This is a genomic window from Streptococcus sp. SN3 (genome assembly GCF_030439905.1).
Genome location: NZ_JAQFJF010000008.1, coordinates 73,527 through 96,874, shown reverse-complemented (window position 1 = coordinate 96,874; position 23,348 = coordinate 73,527). Strand labels below are relative to the sequence as shown.

The following is a 23,348-nucleotide window of genomic DNA, read 5'->3' as shown; positions in this document are numbered from 1 at the left end:
AACCTTATACTACGCATTCAGCTAAGCGGATAAGGAATTTACGGTCGATACGGCGAAGAAAATCAATGATGTCATCTGAAACAGTATCTCCGGCATTCAGGATTACTCCTCCATCTGCATTAACAAGATCTTTTTGCAGTGTTTTACCTACCAGAAGACGTTTTTGCCGATCGATAAAGTCATTAACAGCTTTCTTTGCTCCTGACTCTTCTTCAGCAACTGGCGCTGTGCTGATAGTTGTTTCTACTTCCTCAGCAGGGGCTGCCAATACTTCTTCCAAAGCAGCATCCAGACTCAGCGCTGCATCTGTTTCTTCAACTTCTTCTTCAGCTGGAGCTGTTGTTTCTTGTACCAAGTCTTGAACTTCTGGTTCTTCTGCTGTCTCTACGACTGCTTCAGAAAACTCCAACTCAGGAGAAGCAGCTCCCAGACCTACAGCAGCCAAGGCCTCTGTCAAATCTGTCGCAACTTCTTCTTTTACATCTACTTTTTCATCTACAACTGGCTCGAATACAGGTGCTTCAGCAACTACTTCCTCAATTTTTTCGGCAGGTTTTGCAGCTTCAGTTTCATGAAGCAGATCTGCTGCAGCCAGACGGCCCATTTCTACATCTGCTTCAAGATGAGGAGCTGTCTTTTTTTCATCATTGAGGATGATGTACTCTTTACCAATCATCAAGATGCGTGATTTAGGAATCTGAATTTCCTCGCTGGCATCTTCAGAATTAACCACCAAGTAACCAATTTCATTCTTTTCATCAATATGATAGTCAACAACAGTTCCCACCTTGTTTCCATCAATTGTGATGACAATTTCGTCAAAGACGCTACCCTGCTTGTCGTTCAAGACCTTCAGATCAGCCTCTTCCAGCTCTTGAAAGACTGAGCTGTTTTCTACCATGACCGCAAAGTCACCGATGCCTTGGATGTTCTTGCTAGACAGCAAGGCAAAAGGCTGTTCAGACTGCTTTGACTTAATAACAAAAGTCAGATTGACCCCCTCGTCAACAAAGACTTCATGGACTTCACCCAGTCCCATCCCTTTTTCAATCTCAATGACAACGGTCCCTGTGATTGTTTTACAACTTTTCATAATTTCCCCTAAAACCCTTCTAATTGATTACAATCAATTGTATGTTTATATAGTATTAATTTTTCACGATTTTGTCCAGCATGTTGAACGCTTCTTGACGAAGATTTTGATCTGAACTGCCTTGAACAATTTCTTTCAGATAGCTCTCAGCTTCTTGAACTGCATTTGAAGCCAATAATTCCTGACTTTCCAGTAGGAGGAATTGGAAATAGACTTCTTTATCTCCCGCTGTTGCTGCAGCTGGTCTTGCTTCTGCTGCTTCCTCAGCCTTGAGGATATCAGTGATTTTCTGAAGCAAATCTTCTTCTGTCTCATCTGTAGCCGGAACGACCGGAGCAGCTTTGACTTGTGCTTCCTCAGCTTTGAGGATGTTAGCAATTCCCTTGAGCAAGTCTTCTTCTGTTTCATCTGCAACTGCTTCTTGAATAGGCTCAGCCTGTGTCCAAAGAGCGTTTTCAGAAACTGATTGAACAACTGCTGGTTCAGCAGCTGCTTCAAACTCAAACGTTTCTGCAGCAGGTGAGAAGCTGCTTTCTTCCTCCCAAGTCTCTGCCACTTCAGCAGTCAAATCTTCCTCTTCAGATCCCAACAAATCATGCTGAATCTGGCTGAGAATATCTTGATAACCCTGAATATCAGCACGATCACGGCTAACCATAGACTCTTCAGTAGCAGAAAATTCTGGCTCTGCAGCTGCTTGACTGAAGGCGGAATCCATCTTAGCTTGTGGCTCGACATCTGAGTCAGCAAAGAAGAGAGATTCTAAGCTGTTTGCTGCTCTCGACTCTTCTGCTCTAACTGGCTTGATATCTCCCGTAGCAGCAAAAACATCTTCCAGGCTGTTGCCTACTTCTTCTGCCACTGGCTGCTGAGCTTGTTCTTGCTCAGTGAAGAATTCTTCCTCATCTTGAGAAACAACACCTGTCACCTCAACCGCCTGCGGTCTGAAGTTGCCATAGCTAGACTCAGTATAGGACATCGGTCTAATCTTAGACAGAACAGCAGTCTCAAAGGCTGGATCATCTATATCTGTATAGCCTTGATTGCCGGCTGCATTTGCTTCCGTAGGCTGAATCAGAGAGTTGGCCACCTTAATCTTAGTAGAACCCTTTCGGTGATGAAGCAGGGACTGCAAAAATTCATCATTGGCCTTTTGTGCGCTGTGGTCCATACCGACCTCAGCTGCCGCTAGCTGACTGTTTGGCTCATATTCTCCAAAGGCAGGAGCTGTAGCCAGATTATCAACCGGGTAGAGAGGTTTTACTTTCTCAAATCTTGTCATATCCTTTTTGATAGAACGGTCTGCTAGGGTGCGACCAGAAGCAGATACCCTCTGCCTTGCCGGACTTTCCTCAGCCTGAACCCTTTCTTTACTTTCCTTTCTCATCCTACCGGTTGAAGCATCGGAGAAGTTCAAATCTCTAGCAGATGACAAGCCTGCGCTCGTCGCTTCCACTTTCTTGCGTGAGCTCTTGGTATGCTTCTGGCTTCTGCTTCGCGCTGAAGCAGTTGCTCTCTTCTTGACAGGAGCTAGCTCCTGTGAAAAGAGCAGCACCATATAGACAGCCAAGGCCAAAGCACAGAGTCCAACAAAGGCTATGCCGGGAACTTGTTGAAAGAGGAATGGAGCACCAATCGCAAATAGCATGACCCATACTACGAGAAAAAGGCGCTTTATTAATGAAATCCTAGAAACAAATAAAATGCTAATCGTATGCAGCGCTATAAGCCCTGCTCCAAAAGGTAAAAAATATGCCATTTGAATATTTTCGACACCCCCCACTTTCTAAATGATATTAAACTTTTTCAATGCAAAACCAGTCTTGATTTTGTTTTTCCATAAACTCCATTAAAACCCAAAATAGACTCGGGCGTCTATTCTGAGTTTGCTTGTATTATACTTCAAATATCTCTATGTTTTAGTTTACTATAAATGCACCGTGAATACTAGTCTAATAACTTGGTTTTTAGCATTTTTTTAAGAAAAATTTACTCATGCTCTTGAAATTTTAAACCATAGACTTATTTGGTATTTTTTCAAAATGTTTTAGCTAACTACCAAGTTGTTCACAGATAGGTTATCCAGCTTCATAGTCGTTTCAGGGCTTTCTCCGCTCGGAGTTTCGAAGTAGTAACCTACAATAGTCATTGGATAGCTAAATCCTGGAATGTTTTCAGGATCGAAGCTAACTTCGCGCCAGCCAGTCCAGCTGTTGGGACGAATGACGTGAAGGTAAATCTTCTGCCCACTGGCATTCTTGACAATCAAGCCAATCTTGCCCTGCCATTGATTAGACAGAGATAGAGAGAAGCTGATAGCATCAGGCTTATTGTTCAAGGATACATACGGTGCTGCAAATTCCATTTCATACATAGTAGATGATTTTGTTGCTGGAATCTTAACCACGTTGGAACCTGAACCCTCTAGGAAGTCCGTATTGTCAACTGTCACATCATACTGATTGCTGCCGCCTGACTGAGTCAGCTTCAGTGGTGATTCGAAGCGGTAGATAGTTGATGAATTGTAATATGCTGACAGACCATCATTTCGACTAGACTGAGTGCTAAGCTGCTCCAAATAAGACGGAGCCAGATTGGTACTGCTGCTAGCATTTGCGCTGCTAGTTGTATTGGTTGTTGCGGCCCCCAAACTGCCCTTATTGCCAGTTGCATCAGTGCCGCCACCAGCTGTCGTTACAGATATAGAACCTGCCTGCCACGTTGGAATGGCAAATGGAGACTGCCAGTTAGCAAACTGAATCGGTGTCTTATCGACGTTGCTCTCTAAGGTCACATAGCGCTCGACGTCTTTAACCTGATAGAAACGCAGCTTGATTTTACCGCTGGTCAATTCTGGGTTTTTATTCTCCTCAGTGCTAGACAGGCTTTTCTTTCCGCCCAATTCCAGCTCACTGGAAACGATTTTTTGCTGATTGCCATCAATCAATTCCAACAATTTCAGAACCTGTGTATAAGTTCCTTCGAACTCAATGTCCGCTGTCATCTGCGTGATGTTAGTATTATTGGCCGTTCCGTTCCCTGGTGTTGCTGTATTAGCTGCAGTTGTTGTTGCAGTATTGGCATCTGATGAAGAGCTGCTACTAGATGAAGATGAGGACGATGTACCAGACGAGCTAGAGGTCGTACTGGATGAAGAAGACGTCTCACTCGAGCTTGAACTGCTAGTCGTTCCAGAATTGTTGGAATTTTGACCATTGGACGAAGTCGCAGCCAATCCCTCTTTCTGGAGTTCCAACTCTGTGCTCTCAGTGTAGTTGACAGACTTGAATTTAATACCGCTTTCGTTGACCAACTTGTCAATCAAGAAGATGAACTCCCCTTGATTGGTCGTACCATAGTACTTCTTAGCCTGATCCAGAGTCTTAGCATTCAAAGTTTGGAGCTGCTTGGTAAGAGACTTCCTCTGACTAATCTTGGCATTTTTGCCTTCCAACTCTGTCGAGATAGTTGCATGCTCTTCAGCTAACTGCGCCATCCGTGTATAAGAATTTGTTACCAGATACCCTCCACCAGCAAGGACCGCTACTCCTCCAACACAGGCCAACAATTTCTTGTCCCGCTCATTTAAATTACTCAGGATTTTTTTCTTTTCTTTCTCATTTTTGCTCTTCATTGAAATCTACATCCTTCGTCAAAATTTTAATGTTAAACTTGTACACTGTATTGTTATCCTTTTCCTCGCGAGTAATGTTATCCACAAAAATATGGTTAAACTTCTCTGACTTACGAAGCTCTTCCTCAAACTTAGCGATGGAAAGATGCTCTTGAGACGAACCATTGATTTCTACATTGTCGTTATTAATCTTGATATCGTCAAAAACCAGGTTCCGTGTCACGTTTTTATTGAGGAAGTCCATAAAGGCTTTGTTTACTCGGTGCAAGCGGCGGAAGTCGCCTTCCAGGCTGGTAAAGAGAAGTTCGTCATTCTTGACCGTAACAATCTTATCTTCAGTCTCAGAAACTGCCTTCAGCTCTTGAGCCATCTCTGGGCTCTTGAGCGTCTGCTCCGCTCGGTCAATCTCACCTTGGAGGTGCATAGCGCTAAACTGGAAGAAGCCAATCAGCACAATCATAATCGCTGCAATCCCAGCAAAAGCGGAAATAGCAGCAAGTTTCAGTGGACTGGTTTTAGCCGGTGCCACATGATATTTTGAAAAGTAGTTTAAATCTCTCCGCATTAGTTTGCTCTCCTAATCAACATGGCTGTAGCCGGAATGAACTCCGCATTAAACTCCGCAGAACCTTCCCACAGTACATTCTCATAATCTACATTATCAATTGAGATGAATTCCCGATTCATGTTCTGCTTCAAAATAGATGCCAACTGCCAACAGATGTCCTGGTCCCCAAAGACATAGAAACTGTCAATGTTGAGACCGGTTGATCCGCTGAAGAAGTTTTCAGTATTGAGAATGTGGTTCTTAGCATCAGCCACCCACTCATCCAAGGCCCTCTTCAAAAGACCTGTATCCAGATCATCTGAAGCCACTGCTGGAAGCTTCTGCAGCAGACTAGCGTCGTCTGCATAGCTTAGGATGTCCTTGTAGCCACGGTTGAGATAGTTACTAGTCACAAACTTTCCTTCTGAGTAGAGATAGACACCAATGAAGCTCTTGCTCAGATGTACCATGCCGACATTTTCCTTGGTCAGCTTCTTAGCGCGATTGTTAACCGCCTGAACGCGTTCCAGCCATTTTTCAAAGGTATTAGACTGAAGGTCAAAGACATAAGGTGTCAGCTTCAAATTCTCAGCCAAGCCCAGATATTGCTCTACCACGCCTTTTGGCACAGCATAGACCATGAGTGAGCGGGTATCTTCATCAAGCGGAAAAGCTGAATTAGACTCTTGCTCTTGGAATTGAATAACATAGGAAGTCGGATCAATATCCAGATATTGCTGGAGCTCGTAAGATACCAAGCCCTCAATATCCTCATCATTCTGCACACTAGCTGCCACATCAACCGAACGAGCGATGATATTGGTATTGCCCAGAGCAAAGAATGCATACTTAGCAGTGATAGCATGCTGCTCCATCAGGTCACTGATAATGTTTTTGAGAGTAATCGGGTCGATAATCTCACTATTCAGTACAACACCTTCTGGCAGATTGGCAGATGCCATTTTGATAATCTCCAGCTCATTGCGCTTCTGTCTAGCAACAACCAGATAGACTGATTCGTCAGTGAAGTCAATGGCCATCAGATTACCCTTGATTGGTTTACCAAACATAGTGTAAGGTGCATGCATTCTAGTGACCGGCTGGCTCGCCGCACCACTGCCTTTCTTAGCAAAGAGTGAACGATTGCCAGACTTAGCAGGCATGTCATCACTGCCACTATTCTTAGAAAAGAGCGGCTTGTTGAGCTTGGTTAAGAAGCTCCCTTTTGCTGTTGACTTTTCCTCATCGTCAAAGTCTTCTTGACGATCTGACTTGATTTGAACTCCTTGAATAGATAAGTGTTCTTTATGTTTCCCTTTTGATGAGAAGAGCGGTTTATTTAATTTTCCTAAAAATGAGCCTTTTTTCTCATTATCTTCTTCGTCCAGAGCTCTTCTGCGCCCCTTGGACGAAAACATATTTTTTGCCATAATCTCCTAATCTCCCTTATTTTTCCTAAAAACTATTTCCTTGTTAGCTTGCCTTATACTTATCGCGGAAGTATTCAGCTAGCTTGTTTATATCCGGATCTCTCAAAGCTGTTGTATAAATAGCAAACTCATTAATGTAAGTATTACCGCTAAAAATGACCTTACCACTGCTAAAGTTATGAGTCACTTGAGTACTGCTTAGTCTTATGTTCTCGGTATGTACTAACTGACCATTAACGAAAACTTCTATAACTAGACTTGTGTTGTTCACTACAGCACTCCGCACTTGGATAGAATTATCTTTGTTATAATCTATCCTCACTGATGACGGTTGCTGCCCCCCACTGTTATCTACGCTTTTATCTGTTTTAATAAAATCTAATCTACCATCTGCCTCTAGATTAATACCCCAAGACAAAGTGTTGTCTAACTGATAAGTCAGAATTTTCCCTGACTGCTGACGATTTCCAAGTAGGATAGATGTTGTCAGACCATTGCTAAAGTCTCTCGTAAATCCCATTTCTTTTTTATCGTTTGGTTTATCACTAAGAGCAATGAATTGACGTGGCTGTTTAATAGCTTCCTCATAGTAGCTCAACACCGGATAGTTCCCAACATACGGCTGATTTGGCTTGGCGTGATTTTGAATGTCAGTATCTGTATGAGAGACTCCATCAGAAGGTAAAAGAGATTTACTTCCATCCCCATTCTTCTGCAAAATCAAATCAGCATCCGTATGAACCTCTAAATTATTAGTGACAGGAAGTCCCATTACCCAAATACGTTTTTCAGCCTCTTGGTACTCGCCAACACGACCGAAAGAGTTAATAGCTCTTGCCGCATAAGTTAAATACTTCCCTCGCATACTATCAGTAATAGTAAACTTCCTATTGGATAAATTAGGTTTTAGAGTAAAATCTCCCGGCATACTTGGAAAGACAATGCGGGAATTGTTGCTTGCGATTCTATTCCCTGGTGTACCAATAGGAACAAGGCGTTCCCCGTCTTTTTCAATGTTTCTATCACCTTCAAACCAGCCAGATTCAAGATGAATTTTAGATTTGTTATTTTGCTGTCCCTGATTCAGACTTGCTTCACCTTCTGGAGCATCTTCTCCAACATAGTAGAACCCCTTTGAGTCTTTAAGTCTAACAGATAGGTCAGTTGGGATATCGAGGACACTTTCCTTGGCATTCGCTACAAAAAGACGAAGAACTTTCTTTTTATCATCATAAGAGAGGGTCTGACCTTTGACAGGTATGGACCGAGAAGCCTCGTTTCCCTTCCGATAGACAAAGTTTTCTGTCTCTGTTCCGTGGCCACCTTCTCGCTTAATCTGAGATAGTCTCTTCTCAAAGGACTCCTGCGCATCAAAGTTTTCAATGTTTTGACCACGCTGACGCATAATAGATTGATAACCTGTTGAGAAGAAGGCCAATAACGAAACAGTAACGACAGACAGAATAATCAAGGATATCAGAACTTCCACAAGGGTTACACCCCTTCTCTTTTGTAAAAAGTGCTGTTTCATATTTCCTCCTTACTACGGTCCATTTACAAACCACAAATCTTGCTCTACTTGCTTTTTGATATCAGCAAATGTCTGCTCAAGCTGCTTATCATCTGATACATCTGTATAGCTAGTTTCTGGAACCCCTTCTTTAATAGCAGCAGTTAACCTACTTCCCTGCTGCTTGTCAGCTTCCTTCGCTGAAAAACCAATGACATTTACTCGCTTGATTCCTTTTTTAAACTGCTTTGAAACCTCACCAGAATATTCTATAGCTCCATCTACTGCCCAGCTAGGATTCCCACCTGCAAAAGCAGAGTTTGCTCGGGTCGAATGGAAGCCCGTTGATAAGTCATACTTCCAAGTATTAAAATAAGCCTGGTTTACGAATCCATCCCTTGTTCTAGTTTCAATCTTATTTCCCCAATAATTATATTGAGGACCCACCATATAAGAATTTGGTACCCCATCTGTCAGTAGAACTACATATTTAAGTTGGGCCGCATTGCTTTGAAGACTAACCATTCCATAACGAAGACCATCACCTGGATTAGTTGCATGTTCTGGATTCAGATTATCAATCGCACTATTAATAGAAGTTAGCCCCTTGTCTAGCTCAATAAAATTTTGCTGTACAAAGCTAGCATGAGAATTAAACTGAACAAGATTGACACTGACATTTCCGATTGGCTGAAGATCCGCCATCATCTTCTTAGTCTTTTCTCTCAGGATATCAATACGACTTCTATTTTTCAGTGGGTTATTAGAATAAGGATTTACTTTTTCTGTACCATCCAAGCTGAACTCCATAGAACCTGAAGCATCAAAGACAAAGCTGATTGCTACATTGGCCTGACCTTCGATTGGATCATCACGATAAGCCAGAGCTATGCCTCTTTTCCCTTTAGCAACCTTAGAAAACACTTGCTTAGTATTAAGAGCTGACATAGCTGTGTGTATACTCAGCTGATTTTGAGAACCTGCGTATTTCCCTTTCAGTTCATAAGAAACCAGACGATTATCCTTATAGTCATCATTTTTCTTGAAATCTAACTCCATTTTCAAATCATAGAGTGATTTTGTTCCTAGCTCTCTGATTATCCAATCGTTATTTGCTTTATCCCATATATAGTTGAGAATCTTTTTCCCATCCTCAGAAAGCCCAACATAACTCCAGCCTTTAGTAAATTTTGATTTATTGCCATATTTAGAGTCATCGAGGATGAAAATCGCTGTAGATTTACTGATAGTTCTATCCACATATTGCATGGAAGTTCTCATATCTGCCTGAATGGATGCTTCCTGTTGAATCAGCTTTCGGCTTGTGAACATGGTATTAAAGATAACTCCCACAATCAGCAGAACCATTGAAGTTAGCATGATACTAACCATCAACTCGACCAGAGTGAAACCTTTTTTTAATTTGTTCATCTGCTCTCCTTTATTCATTTGTAACTAATCGCCCCTTTTCCGAACGAATCCCACTGGTAGCCCATTTAAAGACGACTGTGTGCTCATAATAACTTTTACTTCCAGTAAGATAGGATTTGGAAACTATTGTAATATAATAATTCTCGCTTCCACTAGTAGCCCCTTCAAAAGATCCATTGATTTCAATCTCTGCTTTGGCACCATCCTTAAAAGTGTGAGTTGACTTGATTGGCTCCCTAGATCTATTTCGACTTTCAGCCCGAGCTCCAAATTCATTATAAAGAATTTTTCCGCCTTCATCGCCAAAATAAGCTCCTAGAGCTAGCTGAGAACCTGAAGTCGCTGCATACTTTGCTTTCATATAACTATACATACGTTGAGTCTGTACCTGCCCCGTGTCCACGATAGATGCCATAATACCCAGCATAGCCACCAATAGTACAATGGTCACAATAACCATAGGCAGGGTTGACCCTTGTCTTTTTTTCCCTTTCATGGATAATATCTCCTAATTTTCTTTTTTGATATTGCCAAAATAGTTGTCATCACCTGACAACTACTTTGGTAATATCCGACTGCCTTGGCAGTCGGAATAGAGATTTTCTCTAATTTTCTATTATTAGCTAGCGCTATTAGATCTCCAGTCAAATTCCCAAGTAATAGGCTTCCCGCCACTAGCAGGCGTATAAGTCGAAATCAGCTTATGACTCGTCTTATTAACCTCATGGGCAATCTTACCATTATCTGCTGCGAGGGTCTTAGAAAGCTCTCCTGAACCCTGAGATTCTTTGGCTATATAAGGCTTGAGCGCATCAAGATCTGGCACATCAGCCGTTTCTGGTTCAACTTGCGAGCCAATATAGGACTGTACAGCCTGAACAAGCTGACGATGTTCCGACTGGATACGTGCCTTGCGAGCAGTGTCCTGGAAAGAAACAAGAGAAGGGATAGCGACTGCTGCGAGAACTGCGATGATGATAATCACCACAATCAACTCAACCAAGGTAAAACCTTTACCTTTTTTCTTCAAGTCCTGACGGAACTTTTGCAGTTTCTTTAGCATTCGTTGATGTTCTCCCTGTTTTTACATCTAACTGTTTATTATTGCGAATTACTGTTAGACTTCCAGTCATAGGTCCAAGTCTTAGCAGCACCGCCACTCTTTGGAGTATAAGTTGAAATCAACTTGTTACCAGTAATTACGTGAGCTGGGCCGTTATTTGTTCCATCTTTAGCAAGAGTATCGGCAAGAGTGCCTTTACCTTGAGAGTTTTTCGCAATGTAAGGGCGCAATTTCTCAAGAGTTGGTGCTTCAGCAGGATTTTCAGGATCTACTTGTGAACCAAGATAAGATTGAATAGCTGATACCAACTGGCGGTGTTCTGTTTCGATACGGCTTTTACGTGCGCTGTCTTGGAATCCTGTGATAGCTGGGATAGCGACCGCTGCCAAAACAGCGATGATGATGATTACGACAATCAACTCAACCAAGGTAAAACCTTTACCTTTTTTCTTCAAATCCTGACGGAACTTTTGCAATTTATTTAACATTTGAATTATTCTCCTATTTTTCTTGATTTATATATCTTACTTCTTTTTAAGTATCCCAAAGGTAGGGTTTTACTAGACTTTGAGATAACATCTTCAATTACAACGCTAGTTTTTTATTTTCCACCGTTAAGTGGAAAATTCACTAGATAAATTAAGGTGTTGCAGTTGGAGCGCTGTTTTCTTTCCAGTCATAGGTCCAAGTCTTAGCAGCACCGCCACTCTTTGGAGTATAAGTTGAAATCAACTTGTTACCAGTAATTACGTGAGCTGGGCCGTTATTTGTTCCATCTTTAGCAAGAGTATCGGCAAGAGTGCCTTTACCTTGAGAGTTTTTCGCAATGTAAGGGCGCAATTTCTCAAGAGTTGGTGCTTCAGCAGGATTTTCAGGATCTACTTGTGAACCAAGATAAGATTGAATAGCTGATACCAACTGGCGGTGTTCTGTTTCGATACGGCTTTTACGTGCGCTGTCTTGGAATCCTGTGATAGCTGGGATAGCGACCGCTGCCAAAACAGCGATGATGATGATTACGACAATCAACTCAACCAAGGTAAAACCTTTACCTTTTTTCTTCAAGTCCTGACGGAACTTTTGCAATTTGTTTAACATTTGAATAGTTCTCCTATTTTTTCATAATTTTTACTATTTCCGCCCACAGGGGCATTCGTTTTGTTCCTAGCTGGGAGACCCCACAAACTCCCAGCATCCGAACGGTTTTCCTAACTTTTTGTGCAGAGCAATTACTCTGCGAATCCTAACTTTTTTCTGTAAATAATCTTTTATTGATTTGCTTCAGCGCCCTGTTGAACAGCATTAGCAATTTCAAACATTGGTAACATAACAGAAGCAACAATACCTCCGATGATAACCCCCATGAAGATAATCATGGCTGGTTCCAAGAGTGAGAGCAACTGCTTGATAGCTGCTTCAAGTTCTTCTTCATAAAAATCTGATGTTTTATTGAGCATAGACTCCAGAGACCCAGACTCCTCACCAATCTTGACCATCGAGAGCATCATTGGAGGGAAGAGACCTGTCGAGGTCAGCATACCCGTCAGACGTTCCCCTTTTTGCAGACCTTCATTGGCAATTCTCAACTTGTCAATAACAACAGCGTTATTGGTCGTTGCAGCAGCTGAATCAATGGCCTCTACCAGAGGGATACCCGCACTGGTAAGAGTAGCTAAGGTACTGGCGAAACGAGCAGTGACAATCTTCTGCATCGGTCCTTTGACGACTGGCATCTTGAGCTTGAGCTGGTCCAGTTGATAGCGTCCTGCTTCAGTACTGCGATAACGCAGGAATAGGAAGACTAGAAGCCCAACCCCACCAAAGAGGATATACCAGTAAGACTGGACAAAGTTACTAGCTGCCAAGACGATACGTGTTGGCAAAGGTAATGCTACACCACTCTGCTCAAAGATTCCCGAGAAGTTAGGGATAACGACATAGAGCAAGACCAAGGTGGCAGCTACTGCCAGAAAGGCAAGGACCGCTGGATAGATCATAGCTCCGCGAATCTGGCGACTTGTCTTGAGCTCCTTATTATAGTGCTCAGACATTCTTTCCAGTACCTCGTCTAGCTTACCAGTCTTTTCACCGGCCTGTACCATACGGATCAAGAGGTCGGGAAAGAGACCATTTTGCTCGATTAGAGCCTTGGACAGCTGATTCCCTTCCTTCAGGCCTTTACTGATAACCTTCAGACTTGCCTTCAAGTTTTTGGCATCTGTCTGCTGCTCTAAGATATCCACTGCATTGTTGAGCGGGATACCCGAGTTTAACATAACCGACATCTGCTTACAGAAGAGCGATATGTCCTTGAGCTTAATCTTCTTACTTTGGAAAAGGGTGATTTCCTTAGAGCCCATGACCTTTTCTTCGACACTGATCGGCTTACCTTTGAGACGGATCCGATTGACGGCGTCTGTCCGGTTTGGAGCATCCACCTCTAGTGTAACGACTCCTTGCCGAGTGTCTAAGTATTTACAAACATATACTGTCATGCTCTAGTACCCCACTATTCCTAGGGATTTTTCAACTTGAGCGCGGTCCACTGAGTAGGACAGCAGCGTTCTTTGGTCGATGACATTGCGACGGTAGAGTCCCATGAGCGAAGTGTCCATGGTAATCATGCCTAGCTGAGCCCCTGTTTGGATTGGGGTCAGCAGCTGGTGGGTCTTCCCTTCGCGAATGAGGTTGCGAATAGCGGGTGTCCCCAGCATGATTTCAAAGGCGGCTACACGACCTTTTCCGGTCGCTGTACGCATGAGCTGCTGCGATACAACCCCTTCCATAACGGCTGAAAGCTGTACGCGGATTTGCTCCTGCTGCTCGGCTGGAAATACGTCGATAATCCGGTCCATGGTGTTTACGGCACCGACCGTGTGGAGAGTTGACAGGACCAAGTGACCTGTTTCCGCCGCACGCAGAGCGATTTCAATCGTTTCCTTATCCCGCATCTCACCGACTAGGATGACATCCGGGTCCTGACGAAGGGCACCGCGGAGGGCATTGCCGAAACTCTGCGTATCCGCTCCCAGCTCACGTTGGTTGACCAAGCACTTATTATGCGTGTGCATGTACTCGATCGGATCTTCAATCGTGATGATGTGCTCGTCCCGCAAGCTGTTCATGTAGTTGATCATGGTTGCCAGGGTCGTTGACTTTCCGCTTCCTGTTGGCCCGGTAACCAATATCAGCCCCCGGCGTTTCTCAGCCAGTTTTTTGATAACTGGTGGCAATCCCAGAGATTCCATAGATGGAATATCCTTGGGAATGACCCGCAAGGCGATCCCGCAGTTGTTTTTCTGCTTAAAGATATTGACCCGCAAGCGATAGCCATTGTCGACCTCGTAGGCACAGTCCACTTCACCGACTTCTAAAAGATGGGCAATCTGCTTCTCATTTAAAATATGCTTGGTGAAGCGAACCGTGTCTTCGTTGGTCAAAATTGTATTGTTGAGTTGTGTTAACCTCCCGTGCAGACGCATGCTTGGCTCAGCGCCAACCGTGAAGTGGATATCTGATGCACCCGCTTCAATCGCCTGCTTAATTAACTCATCCAAATTCATCCTAAACTTCCCCTTCTAGACTGAAGGCAATCTTCATTGCTTCTTCAATCGTTGTAGTCCCCTGTTTTGCGATATCAATGGCCTCCTCCGCCAAGTCTCGCATACCATTTTTCTTAGCTTCTGCTCGAAGCTGTGACGTTGTTCCACCATCATTAATTAGTGACTTAATCTCCCGTGTCACCGCCATGATTTCGTGGATGGCAATACGTCCATAGTATCCCGTACCGCTGCAGTAGTTGCAGCCGCGTCCGCGATACAAGGTGTCTCCTTTGTGAATACCGATACCTGCATGTTCATTTGTTTCTACAGTATACTCAGTCTTACACTTAGGACAGATACGCTTAATCAAGCGCTGTGCGATAATACCGACAGTCGCCGTTGAGACCAGATAAGGCTTGATGCCCATATCGACCAAACGGTTGACTGTACTAGCTGTGTCATTGGTGTGGATAGTCGAGAGAACGACGTGACCAGTGATAGCGGCACGAACCGCGATACTAGCTGTCTCTTCGTCCCGAATTTCCCCCAAGAGAACGATGTCCGGGTCCTGACGCAGGATACTTCTCAAACCACTCGCAAAGGTCAGTCCAGCTTTATTATTTACCTGAACTTGGTTGACCCCTTCCAATCGGTACTCAACCGGATCTTCAACAGTGATGATATTTTTTCCTACATCATTGAGCTCACGGAGCGCTGTGTAGAGAGTGGTTGTCTTTCCGCTTCCCGTAGGACCAGTCAGCAAGATAATGCCTTCTGGCGCCTTAAGAATATCTTCAAAGAGCTTCTGGTTGGTTGGCGAGAATCCCAGCTCCTCTTTACTAAGGAGAGTTGCATTCCGGCTCAAAATCCGAATAACGATTTTTTCACCGAATACAGTAGGCAAGACTGAAACCCGCATATCGACTTCTTTGCCGTCGATGGTTGTCTCAATCCGTCCATCCTGAGGAATCCGCCGCTCAGCGATGTCCAGACCACTCATGATCTTAATCCGTGTCGCAATGGCTGAGTGAGCATTGGCTTTCAACTGCATGTTTTCCACCAAGGTTCCATCAACCCGGAAACGAACACGAACAACTTTTTCAAAGGGCTCAATATGGATATCGCTGGTCCGCGTCTTGATTGCCTGACTGATAATCGAGTCAATCAAACGTACAACCGGAGCGTTTTTGATTTCGAGATCTTCTTCGACGATCTCTTCATCCACATTAAAACCTTCGATTTCGGTCGCTGCCTGTTGGGCTTCTTCTCCTTTGGAATAGTATTGATCGATATACTTCTCAATATCATCCCGAAAAGTTACATAAGGTTCTACCGCCATCTTAGAGACGATTTTAACATCGTCTAGGGCGATATAGTTGCTTGGATCTGCCATCGCAACTACTAACTTGGGTTCTTCTCCCTCTTCTCCATCTGTGAAAGAGATCGGAATCAATCCATGACGTTTAGCAACTTTTTCTGAAACCTTCTCGACAGCTTCCTTTTCTATCACAAACTGTGATAGATTGACATGAGGTACACGGTAATAGTAACTCATGACTTTCAGCATATCTTCTTCTGTCACATAGCCTTTGCTGATTAGATATCTCTCTAACTGCATGTTTGATTGTGGCATATCTTGAAGAATTTCTTCTTTTTGAGCTGCCGTTATCAGATTGAATTGAACCAATATAGCGATTAGTGCCATTTGTTTCTCCTGTCTGTGATTTTTTGTAAAAATCCTTCAATTCTTTCTATGCGTTAATAGATAACAGCTTTCTTAAAAAAATCTCCCTCGCTTAAAGTTTCCTTTAAGGTTTCTTTAAGCTTTTTAAGTTAGGCTAGTACATGGAAAATTTACCAATAGAACCAAACTTAATGTTTTAAGTTAGATGCTTTGAGCAGTATCTCCATCTGATAAACCTAGTAACAGTCCTTAAAACAATCCTAGGATTGATAAGGGGCGTTCTAATTTTGTCAAAAGGGGCGCAAAAAAGCAGATGCCAAAAACATTTGTTCTTGCGTTCTTAAATACTATACAAAGCAAGTTCTCTTGCAAAAATTTCTCATGCTTTTAGATGCAGGTTAAACCGTGTGTGTGTGAAGTTGGTTTAACCCGAATCATCAAGCAGCCAGTGCCATAAGATAAGAATTCTTGTCTTATGGCTTTTCTTTTTACCGATATGCATATTTTGGTAGGAAATGCTAGGAACAAAAGCTTTATTTGCTTTAAAAAACATTTACCTATCACAGTATATGACATAATTTACATCTTGTCAACAGGTTTGCCTCGAAAAAAATGATTACATTTAAAAAAATGTTTAATTTTGATAAAACCTTGTTATATCAAGCTTTTTGACACTTTTTTAAAGCGTTTTTTTACTTCGAGGATAAAAAAAAGCAAATTTTTTTGAGGAAATTTCCCCTTTACTGCTTCTTTTTCAACCTTCAGATGGACAGTGTGACAGCATCTGTCCTTTTCTGATCGGTAGTCGATATGCTTAGGAAAGGCGCTTCAGGACAAGGCTTAGCAAGCTTTGCCTGTTTCTTCCTACCCAATAGTATATGCTAAAGAAAAAGCATTGTCAATGTATTTGCATGGATTTTAAACTAAAACCTATCTAAAAATGCACATTGTGCGCGGCTTGTCTATTTTTTCTTGAAATCCCACAAAAACAAAAAAGCTAGAATTTTCAGACAGGGAAATAGAGGAATTAAATAAGAAGAAAATCATAAAAATAGAACCAGTTAAGTGATGAAAATTAGACTGCAAAACGAAAAAACAGCCCGAAATATCGGACTGCAGAGATATAGTTTATAGTAGTACTATTTAAGTATGAGGTTTTAAATCGCCCTCCCCACCTATGCACCACTCTTCGTGCTCTTCCAAGCTACTATCCGTCTGGATAGTGATTTTAGTAATCCCGTAGGCCTGCAGTTCTTGACGCAAAGTAGTCTGGGTCTCAATTAGAAGGTCTGGATTTTCAAGACAGATATGGATCATAGCAAATTTTTCCAAACCGTCTGTGGTCCAGACATTGAGCTGGGTAATAGCCTGAACGTTTTCAACTGCCAGAATTTCTTGATAAAGCTGGCTCAAATCAATATCGCTAGGGATATGATCCAAAAAGATCTTGATATTTTCCCAGAACTTAGGCAGGGCTTTGCTGAGGATGAAGCCTGCAATGAGCAGGGAGAGCAGCGGGTCAAGAAAATACCAGTCGGTAAAGCGCAAAACGATAGAGACCAGAATAACAGCCAGCCATCCCAGAATATCCTCTAAGAAATGGAGACTGAGAATGGACTCATTGTGACTGTGTCCATGGCTATGTCCATGACCGACTACCTTACTGGCTGCTAGATTGACCACAATGGCAATAATCCCCAGCACCAGCATACCGTCATAATTGACCTTTTCAGGCGCAAAGACCTTGGGTACATTTTCGATAATCACCAAGGTAGAGCCAACCAGCAAGATGACCGAAGTCAGCAGGGCTCCCAAAAGGCTGTAGCGCTTATAGCCCAGAGTGTATTTCTTGTCTTCTTTTTTATTAGAAATTTTTTCAAAAAGGGTGGAAAGTCCGATGGCCATCGCGTCTCCTGTATCGTGTACAGCATCGGCTAGTACAGCGCTGGAATTGAACATGAAGCCAAAGATAAACTCAAGAATGGCAAAGGAAAAGTTTAACAGAAAGGCAATAGTCATATTTTTACTAGATTTCACAGCAGCCTCCTTTCAGTTTGGCTAAATTTATAGTATAATGTAATCAAAACGGAACACCTTGTTCAGTTTTCTTCATCTTTATTATCCCTTATTCTCAGAAAGGAAACAAGAAGCAATTGAGGGGCTTTGTCCGTTACTGAACAATCCCGCTCTTTTGTTCCGAAATACTATGGACAGACGAGTCAAGAAATCACGCGCAGCTATTTACCAAGCTTTTATCAGCCTGCTGCATCAAAAAAGCTATGAAAGCATCACGGTGCAAGAAATCATCGACCTGGCAGATGTTGGCCGGTCGACTTTTTATGCCCATTTCGATACTAAGGAAGCCTTGCTAGAGGAGGTTTGCCAAGACCTCTTTCAGCATACCTTTCTTGAGCGCGACGACGGCAAGGATCTCTTTGAAGCAACCGCCCATATTTTCAAGCATTTCCAAAAGAATCAGGACAAGATTGCAACCTTGCTGCTTTCGAAAAATATCTATTTCACCAATCGCTTAAAGATTGAGCTGGAAAACTATCTCTTTCCGATGATTCAGGAGCAGCTCCTGCAGAAAAAATCCCAGCTGCCAGAAACCTTTCTGAGAAATTACGTGACCTCTACCTTTGTGGAGACTGTCAGCTGGTGGCTCCAGCAGAAGAAAACATTGCCAGAAACAGTTATCAGCCAGTATTTTCTGGATTTGATGAACTGATTTTATTTTGATACTTATATAGGAGGAAACTTAACTTTATGAAAAAGAAACATTCAAAATTTTTACTTCCAGGTATTCTGATGGTGGGGGTTGTCCTGCGGGCGCCTTTTGCAGTACTGCCCGTTGTTCTGGGTGATATTGCTAAGGGACTGCAAGTTCCCGTCAACTCACTGGGACTGCTGACTAGCCTACCCTTGGTCATGTTTGCCCTCTGCTCAGCCTTTTCCCCACGCCTAGCTCAAAAGGTCGGCCTGGAAAAGCTCTTTACCCTAGCCATGATTGTGCTGACTCTGGGCTCTTTTATTCGTATCTTTAACCTGCCTCTACTCTACGCAGGTACAATCATGCTAGGGGCTGCCATCGCTGTCTTAAATGTGCTCCTGCCTAATGTCATTCAGGCAAATCAGCCAGAGAAAATTGGATTTCTAACCACGCTCTATATCACTTCTATGGGACTGGCCATCTCAGTCATGTCTCCCTTGGCTGCGCCTATTGTCCGCTTAGCTGGCTGGAAAGGACTGATTCTCGCCCTGACTCTCATCTGCTTACTGGCCTGCTTAATCTGGCTGCCCAACAGTCGGCATAATCACAAACTGACTAGCAAAAGCCGAGAGCAGCAAATGGGGTCTCTGCTAACAAATCCTAGAGTATGGGCTCTGATTGTTTTCGGCGGCCTGCAGTCCTTGCTCTTTTATACAGCTATCACTTGGCTGCCGACTCTTGGCCAGTTGGCAGGACTTTCCGATGATGCTACTGGATTCTTAGCCTCTATCTTTTCAATTATCAGCCTTCCTCTGGCTATGACGATACCTAGTCTGACAACGCGTCTATCCGCTAAAAAACGCTTGGGGATGATTGCTCTCTTTTCTGTAACTGGTATGGTTGGTCTGGGCATGCTGTTGGTCTGGACAGATTCCTTTGTCTACTGGCTCATCCTCAATCTGCTAATCGGTATGTCCGTCAGCGCCCTCTTCCCTTACCTTATGGTTACTTTCTCGCTCAAAACCAGTACTCCTGAGCAAACCGCTCAGCTATCTGGCTTAGCCCAGACTGGTGGTTATATTCTGGCCGCCTTTGGTCCTAGCCTCTTTGGATACAGCTTTGATTTATTCCATTCCTGGACTCCAGCCATCCTCATTCTCATTGGCTTGGCTGCCATCGTGACACTAACTCTCTTTTACATTGAGAAGTTTGACAAGATATAATAAAGACGAAAAACGCTTAGAAATCCTAAGCGTTTTTGCAATAGTTTAGGCATTCTTCCAGGTCCACATCTCGCTCTAAGTGCTCTGGTGTCCAAGGAATCAAGATATCCGGCTCAACTCCCTTGTCATTCATGCCCTTTCCTTGATCAATCCTAGTGTCACGTGAAGTGGGAAACAGGAGCTCATAGTCACCAAAATCCTTCACGCAGCAATTGGAATAATCTAGAATTCCCATAGTCGGACGCCCTAGAACCGTAACCTTGGGCATCTTTTTCATGGTATCAACAAAATTATCACCTGAAGACCCACAGGTCACATCTGCTAGTACAAAGACTTTTTCAGGTCGAGCTAGGCCTAGAACGTCTGGCAAAAAGTTCTGATTGCTGTCCTCATCGCCATAAAGGACATACCCTTTCCCCCGATTTTCATCTAACTCTTTTAGAAATTCTTTGAGAATCTGGTGAGTTTCTGCTGACAAGTTTGGATCTTCTAAGAACTTTTGCATCAGTTGCTGACGCAAATCAACATTTCTATCCGTATAGAGAATCTCCATCCCATCATCGCTTGGCAAATCTAAGTCACTGAAGGCCTTCCCCTGAGGGAGAGTATATTTGAAAAGTGGATAATAAAGCGAGTCCGTCCCGCCATAATTGACTCGAACATCAATGATTAAATACTTGGCCTGCTCAATAGCTGCTTGGCTGTCTGCATATAGCTGGCTGATAGCAACCTCATCCGTAAAATCTTCTAACTTGAGATAAACGATGTCCTCAGAAAGATTGCGCCATTCAAACTGCGGTGGCTTCTTTGGGTGAGCGGTCGGCTGAACATGCAGTTGCTCCTCCTTGCCATTGCGTACCACCGTAACTTCTCCTGCATGCCCCACAAAGTAAGCCCACTCCTTGTGCTGTCGCTCTGGTGTGGAACTGACAAAATAATCCTTGTGATCTTGATACACCTGAGGCAAGGCTTTTCCATCTAAGGCTAGAATCTGGTCTCCACGTTTCAGCCCCGTATCGCTATTTGCCTGCAGGACGTAGAGGCAGTCTTGGTAGTATCTCAGTTTAAAGCCGGGCGTTTGCGTTTCCTTAAGTCCAAACCAAACATGAGACAAAATTCCAAAACTGGCTATATAACAATGCATCTGGTAAAGAAAGTCCTCTTGGCTCATCTGGTCTGTGATACGCGCTCGATATTCTTCGGGATTTGCACCCAGAATGTCTTTCTTTGTAGAGGAATCCTCTCGCATAATTTCTACGACTTGCTCAAAAATCTCTGTTTTCTTCATCTTTTACTCCTTCTTCCAAGTGTCCTCATCATCCAGCAGGCCTCGCTTGGGCACTTTTGAGACATGACGATTGCCGGCCACATAAAAGCCTAAGGGCTCCTCCCGCCAGGCATCTGTGCAGGTCACGCCAATCCGCGAACGGCTGGCAATCTGATTGGGAGTCAGATCATGGGCTAATTGCAGACTGGAAGTCGCTAAACTCTGTCCATCAAAGCGCTTATCAATCCCAGCATACTTGGTTAACTTGCCGGGGCCGTTAGCTAAAAGTCGGCCATCCGGCAGCTCCAAGGCTCGAATCAGTACGGCTTCAGCAACATTTTCAGCCTTGGTCACCAGATTCAGCATCTGATGGCCATGAATCTGATAGACATACCAGTGACCAGCTGACAGATACATGGATTCATTCTTAGGGGAGCGGCGCCCTCCAGCAGAATGACAGGCACTATCCTGACCTCCTAGATAGGCTTCTGTTTCGACAATTCGGCCTAGCTTCTGGCCATTTAGAATCAATTGCATACCTAGCAAAGCTCGCGCTGCTGCAACTGTGTCTGTCTCGATTAGTTTCTGAAAATCTCTTGATAACATAGGTTGATTATAGCATGATTTCTCCATTTACAGAGGAAAAGAAATGTTGCAAAAATGTTATTTTTCTCCTTCACATAGACTCATTATTTATTACAAAAAGATTACGATGCAAACAGCCAAAAAATCGTGGAAAAGCTTATAAAATCTATGCATTATCTATTTATCGTACATATATTTTGTAACATTTTTATTAACAGAGTATGTTATTTATGTATCAATCCAGTTTTTCATTGCTTCAAATGAAATATTTGTTTAATATTATACTAGAAGGAGGGGTAAGATGAAAAAATTATCTAAAATTTCTTTATTTTTATTACCACTAATTGCACTTTTCTTTTTAGCAGCTTGCGGAAATTCTGCAGATAAGAAGACTGAAGAAAGCTCAAGTTCCAGCTCAAGCGTATCTTCTTCATCTAAAGCTAAGACAAGCTCTAGCAGCACATCTGAAGAAAGCGGCAGTGCCAAAGTCAACGTAAACGGCGGTGATACTAGCGTTAATGTAAATGGCGATGACGAAAGCGGCGATGCTTCTGTTGAAACTAACGGAGACGGTAGTGCTAATGTACAAACTGACAACGCTGGTGTTAGCGTAAATGAAGATGGCGTTCATGTCCAAGGCGGCGGCGTTGATGTTAAGGTCGGCAGCGATGGATCTGTCAATATTCAAACACCTTAATTGAAAAATATATTTCGATTATTATAATTCATGAAAACCGAGATTTGCTCGGTTTTTTGATTTTCTCCTGCGCATTTCAAAAAACTTGTAAAACATTAAAAAGACTTGTAAAAACTTATTTGCTATGTTATACTCTATTTAGAAAAGCAAGGAGGGACAAGCATGTATCAAGAACAACGCTTAGCTGAAATCTTAGAGCTCTTAGCTGAGAAAAAACAGCTATCAGCCAAGGATATGATTGAGCATTTTCAGGTTTCTAAAGATACTATTCGGCGAGATTTTTCGATTTTGAGCGAGCGTAGGCTTGTACAGCGCACCCACGGAGGTATTATCCCGCTGGATACTAGCCGGCAAATCCCCTCCTTTAACGACCGCATCAGCCAACTAAGTCAAGAAAAAAAGGCTATCGCTCAGAAGGCCCATGACTTTCTCAAGCCGGGGCTGATTGCTTTCTTTGATGTCTCAACCATCGTTCTCCATCTGGCTCAGCGCATCAAGGAGCCTATGACAATCTACTCTCATTCTCTGGATAATGCAATCATGCTGAGCAGTCAGGACAAAGTTGACTTTCACCTCTTAGGTGGAAAATTCTATCCCAAAAACCGCTTCTACTACGCGCTCAATGAAGCAGAGCTGTTGCAGCAAATTTCCTTTGACATTGCCTTTATCGGAGCAGCTAGTGTCTCTGATGGTCTGGTCAGCTTCGAAGACGAGGCCGATGCTCACCTGAAAAAACTAGCTTTGAAACACGCCAAGGTTAAGATTCTGCTGGCTGAGCAAGACAAATGGCAGAAAGAATCTAAGTACATCCTGGGTCCTGTCAGCGACTTTGACTACTGGATTACGGACCAAGAGCCCAACCCTGAAGTCCAAGAACTGATAGGAGACAAGGTTAAAATAATTTATTAAATCGATCCATTAGACACAAAGGA

Annotated in this window: 21 protein-coding genes; 4 read left to right on the top strand and 17 right to left on the bottom strand. The window is 43.1% G+C overall.

The window, feature by feature from the left end; translation table 11 throughout:
- Positions 1–4: 4 nt before the first annotated feature.
- The 15 genes from PCY71_RS12620 to PCY71_RS12550 all read right to left on the bottom strand — a co-directional run bounded on the left by PCY71_RS12620 (position 5) and on the right by PCY71_RS12550 (position 17,971).
- Complete coding sequence (locus PCY71_RS12620; protein WP_048773769.1) at positions 5–1,093, bottom strand: hypothetical protein; 1,089 nt, start codon at positions 1,091–1,093, stop codon at positions 5–7.
- 55 nt (positions 1,094–1,148) lie between these two features.
- Positions 1,149–2,876 carry a major facilitator transporter gene (locus PCY71_RS12615; protein ID WP_048773767.1) on the bottom strand — a complete coding sequence of 576 codons (1,728 nt, stop codon included), beginning with the start codon at positions 2,874–2,876 and terminating at the stop codon, positions 1,149–1,151.
- Between the two features lie 264 nt (positions 2,877–3,140).
- The gene (locus PCY71_RS12610) at positions 3,141–4,727 is read right to left on the bottom strand and encodes a hypothetical protein (RefSeq protein WP_048773766.1); all 1,587 of its coding nucleotides are present in this window, start codon (positions 4,725–4,727) and stop codon (positions 3,141–3,143) included.
- Positions 4,711–5,292 (bottom strand): PilN domain-containing protein, encoded by a 582-nt coding sequence (locus tag PCY71_RS12605; RefSeq protein ID WP_002899352.1) that lies wholly within the window; start codon positions 5,290–5,292, stop codon positions 4,711–4,713. The genes PCY71_RS12610 and PCY71_RS12605 overlap by 17 nt, the downstream gene beginning before the upstream one ends.
- Positions 5,292–6,704 (bottom strand): pilus assembly protein PilM, encoded by a 1,413-nt coding sequence (gene pilM, locus PCY71_RS12600; RefSeq protein ID WP_048773764.1) that lies wholly within the window; start codon positions 6,702–6,704, stop codon positions 5,292–5,294. Before pilM ends, PCY71_RS12605 begins: the two co-directional genes overlap by 1 nt.
- Before the next feature lie 43 nt (positions 6,705–6,747).
- Positions 6,748–8,235 carry a type II secretion system protein gene (locus PCY71_RS12595; RefSeq protein WP_048773763.1) on the bottom strand — a complete coding sequence of 496 codons (1,488 nt, stop codon included), beginning with the start codon at positions 8,233–8,235 and terminating at the stop codon, positions 6,748–6,750.
- Positions 8,236–8,247: 12 nt separating this feature from the next.
- Positions 8,248–9,663 (bottom strand): VWA domain-containing protein, encoded by a 1,416-nt coding sequence (locus PCY71_RS12590; RefSeq protein ID WP_048773761.1) that lies wholly within the window; start codon positions 9,661–9,663, stop codon positions 8,248–8,250.
- Positions 9,656–10,141 (bottom strand): hypothetical protein, encoded by a 486-nt coding sequence (locus PCY71_RS12585; protein WP_002907544.1) that lies wholly within the window; start codon positions 10,139–10,141, stop codon positions 9,656–9,658. Before PCY71_RS12585 ends, PCY71_RS12590 begins: the two co-directional genes overlap by 8 nt.
- Positions 10,142–10,264: 123 nt before the next feature.
- Positions 10,265–10,708: a prepilin-type N-terminal cleavage/methylation domain-containing protein gene (locus PCY71_RS12580; RefSeq protein WP_002907548.1), complete on the bottom strand. Its 444-nt coding sequence runs from the start codon at positions 10,706–10,708 to the stop codon at positions 10,265–10,267.
- A gap of 38 nt (positions 10,709–10,746) precedes the next feature.
- Complete coding sequence (locus PCY71_RS12575; protein WP_061583796.1) at positions 10,747–11,196, bottom strand: prepilin-type N-terminal cleavage/methylation domain-containing protein; 450 nt, start codon at positions 11,194–11,196, stop codon at positions 10,747–10,749.
- A 151-nt stretch (positions 11,197–11,347) separates the two neighbouring features.
- Positions 11,348–11,806 (bottom strand): prepilin-type N-terminal cleavage/methylation domain-containing protein, encoded by a 459-nt coding sequence (locus PCY71_RS12570; protein ID WP_002919962.1) that lies wholly within the window; start codon positions 11,804–11,806, stop codon positions 11,348–11,350.
- Positions 11,807–11,976: 170 nt separating this feature from the next.
- Complete coding sequence (locus tag PCY71_RS12565) at positions 11,977–13,203, bottom strand: type II secretion system F family protein (protein WP_002919963.1); 1,227 nt, start codon at positions 13,201–13,203, stop codon at positions 11,977–11,979.
- Positions 13,204–13,206: 3 nt separating this feature from the next.
- Positions 13,207–14,271, bottom strand: a complete 1,065-nt coding sequence (locus PCY71_RS12560) for a type IV pilus twitching motility protein PilT (protein WP_011837691.1) — start codon at positions 14,269–14,271, stop codon at positions 13,207–13,209.
- A gap of 1 nt (position 14,272) precedes the next feature.
- Positions 14,273–15,955 (bottom strand): GspE/PulE family protein, encoded by a 1,683-nt coding sequence (locus PCY71_RS12555; protein ID WP_002899360.1) that lies wholly within the window; start codon positions 15,953–15,955, stop codon positions 14,273–14,275.
- Between the two features lie 1,122 nt (positions 15,956–17,077).
- Entirely contained in the window at positions 17,078–17,971 is an 894-nt protein-coding gene (locus PCY71_RS12550) for a cation diffusion facilitator family transporter (protein ID WP_048773806.1), read from the bottom strand.
- Positions 17,972–18,140: 169 nt separating this feature from the next.
- Between PCY71_RS12550 and PCY71_RS12545 the strand changes: the two genes are divergently transcribed.
- Both PCY71_RS12545 and PCY71_RS12540 read left to right on the top strand, forming a co-directional pair.
- Positions 18,141–18,662, top strand: a complete 522-nt coding sequence (locus PCY71_RS12545) for a TetR/AcrR family transcriptional regulator (protein ID WP_048773807.1) — start codon at positions 18,141–18,143, stop codon at positions 18,660–18,662.
- Positions 18,663–18,700: 38 nt separating this feature from the next.
- Positions 18,701–19,867, top strand: coding sequence for an MFS transporter (locus PCY71_RS12540; RefSeq protein ID WP_048773808.1), 1,167 nt, complete (start codon positions 18,701–18,703; stop codon positions 19,865–19,867).
- 25 nt (positions 19,868–19,892) lie between these two features.
- Here PCY71_RS12540 and PCY71_RS12535 read toward each other — a convergent pair whose 3' ends face one another.
- Both PCY71_RS12535 and PCY71_RS12530 read right to left on the bottom strand, forming a co-directional pair.
- Positions 19,893–21,155 (bottom strand): S41 family peptidase, encoded by a 1,263-nt coding sequence (locus tag PCY71_RS12535; protein WP_048773809.1) that lies wholly within the window; start codon positions 21,153–21,155, stop codon positions 19,893–19,895.
- A gap of 3 nt (positions 21,156–21,158) precedes the next feature.
- Complete coding sequence (locus tag PCY71_RS12530) at positions 21,159–21,740, bottom strand: DNA-3-methyladenine glycosylase (RefSeq protein WP_032912347.1); 582 nt, start codon at positions 21,738–21,740, stop codon at positions 21,159–21,161.
- 280 nt (positions 21,741–22,020) lie between these two features.
- Between PCY71_RS12530 and PCY71_RS12525 the strand changes: the two genes are divergently transcribed.
- Entirely contained in the window at positions 22,021–22,416 is a 396-nt protein-coding gene (locus tag PCY71_RS12525; RefSeq protein ID WP_002907568.1) for a hypothetical protein, read from the top strand.
- 162 nt (positions 22,417–22,578) lie between these two features.
- Positions 22,579–23,325, top strand: a complete 747-nt coding sequence (locus tag PCY71_RS12520) for a DeoR/GlpR family DNA-binding transcription regulator (protein ID WP_002908308.1) — start codon at positions 22,579–22,581, stop codon at positions 23,323–23,325.
- Positions 23,326–23,348 lie beyond the last annotated feature (23 nt).

What these genes read in the sequence shown, in the direction of transcription:
- PCY71_RS12620 (WP_048773769.1), bottom strand. Translation starts at nt 1,093, where the DNA reads ATGAAAAGTTGTAAAACAATCACAGGGACCGTTGTCATTGAGATTGAA.
- PCY71_RS12610 (WP_048773766.1), bottom strand. Translation starts at nt 4,727, where the DNA reads ATGAAGAGCAAAAATGAGAAAGAAAAGAAAAAAATCCTGAGTAATTTA.
- PCY71_RS12605 (WP_002899352.1), bottom strand. Translation starts at nt 5,292, where the DNA reads ATGCGGAGAGATTTAAACTACTTTTCAAAATATCATGTGGCACCGGCT.
- pilM (WP_048773764.1), bottom strand. Translation starts at nt 6,704, where the DNA reads ATGGCAAAAAATATGTTTTCGTCCAAGGGGCGCAGAAGAGCTCTGGAC.
- PCY71_RS12595 (WP_048773763.1), bottom strand. Translation starts at nt 8,235, where the DNA reads ATGAAACAGCACTTTTTACAAAAGAGAAGGGGTGTAACCCTTGTGGAA.
- PCY71_RS12590 (WP_048773761.1), bottom strand. Translation starts at nt 9,663, where the DNA reads ATGAATAAAGGAGAGCAGATGAACAAATTAAAAAAAGGTTTCACTCTG.
- PCY71_RS12585 (WP_002907544.1), bottom strand. Translation starts at nt 10,141, where the DNA reads ATGAAAGGGAAAAAAAGACAAGGGTCAACCCTGCCTATGGTTATTGTG.
- PCY71_RS12580 (WP_002907548.1), bottom strand. Translation starts at nt 10,708, where the DNA reads ATGCTAAAGAAACTGCAAAAGTTCCGTCAGGACTTGAAGAAAAAAGGT.
- PCY71_RS12575 (WP_061583796.1), bottom strand. Translation starts at nt 11,196, where the DNA reads ATGTTAAATAAATTGCAAAAGTTCCGTCAGGATTTGAAGAAAAAAGGT.
- PCY71_RS12570 (WP_002919962.1), bottom strand. Translation starts at nt 11,806, where the DNA reads ATGTTAAACAAATTGCAAAAGTTCCGTCAGGACTTGAAGAAAAAAGGT.
- PCY71_RS12565 (WP_002919963.1), bottom strand. Translation starts at nt 13,203, where the DNA reads ATGACAGTATATGTTTGTAAATACTTAGACACTCGGCAAGGAGTCGTT.
- PCY71_RS12560 (WP_011837691.1), bottom strand. Translation starts at nt 14,271, where the DNA reads ATGAATTTGGATGAGTTAATTAAGCAGGCGATTGAAGCGGGTGCATCA.
- PCY71_RS12555 (WP_002899360.1), bottom strand. Translation starts at nt 15,955, where the DNA reads ATGGCACTAATCGCTATATTGGTTCAATTCAATCTGATAACGGCAGCT.
- PCY71_RS12545 (WP_048773807.1), top strand. Translation starts at nt 18,141, where the DNA reads ATGGACAGACGAGTCAAGAAATCACGCGCAGCTATTTACCAAGCTTTT.
- PCY71_RS12540 (WP_048773808.1), top strand. Translation starts at nt 18,701, where the DNA reads ATGAAAAAGAAACATTCAAAATTTTTACTTCCAGGTATTCTGATGGTG.
- PCY71_RS12535 (WP_048773809.1), bottom strand. Translation starts at nt 21,155, where the DNA reads ATGAAGAAAACAGAGATTTTTGAGCAAGTCGTAGAAATTATGCGAGAG.
- PCY71_RS12530 (WP_032912347.1), bottom strand. Translation starts at nt 21,740, where the DNA reads ATGTTATCAAGAGATTTTCAGAAACTAATCGAGACAGACACAGTTGCA.
- PCY71_RS12525 (WP_002907568.1), top strand. Translation starts at nt 22,021, where the DNA reads ATGAAAAAATTATCTAAAATTTCTTTATTTTTATTACCACTAATTGCA.
- PCY71_RS12520 (WP_002908308.1), top strand. Translation starts at nt 22,579, where the DNA reads ATGTATCAAGAACAACGCTTAGCTGAAATCTTAGAGCTCTTAGCTGAG.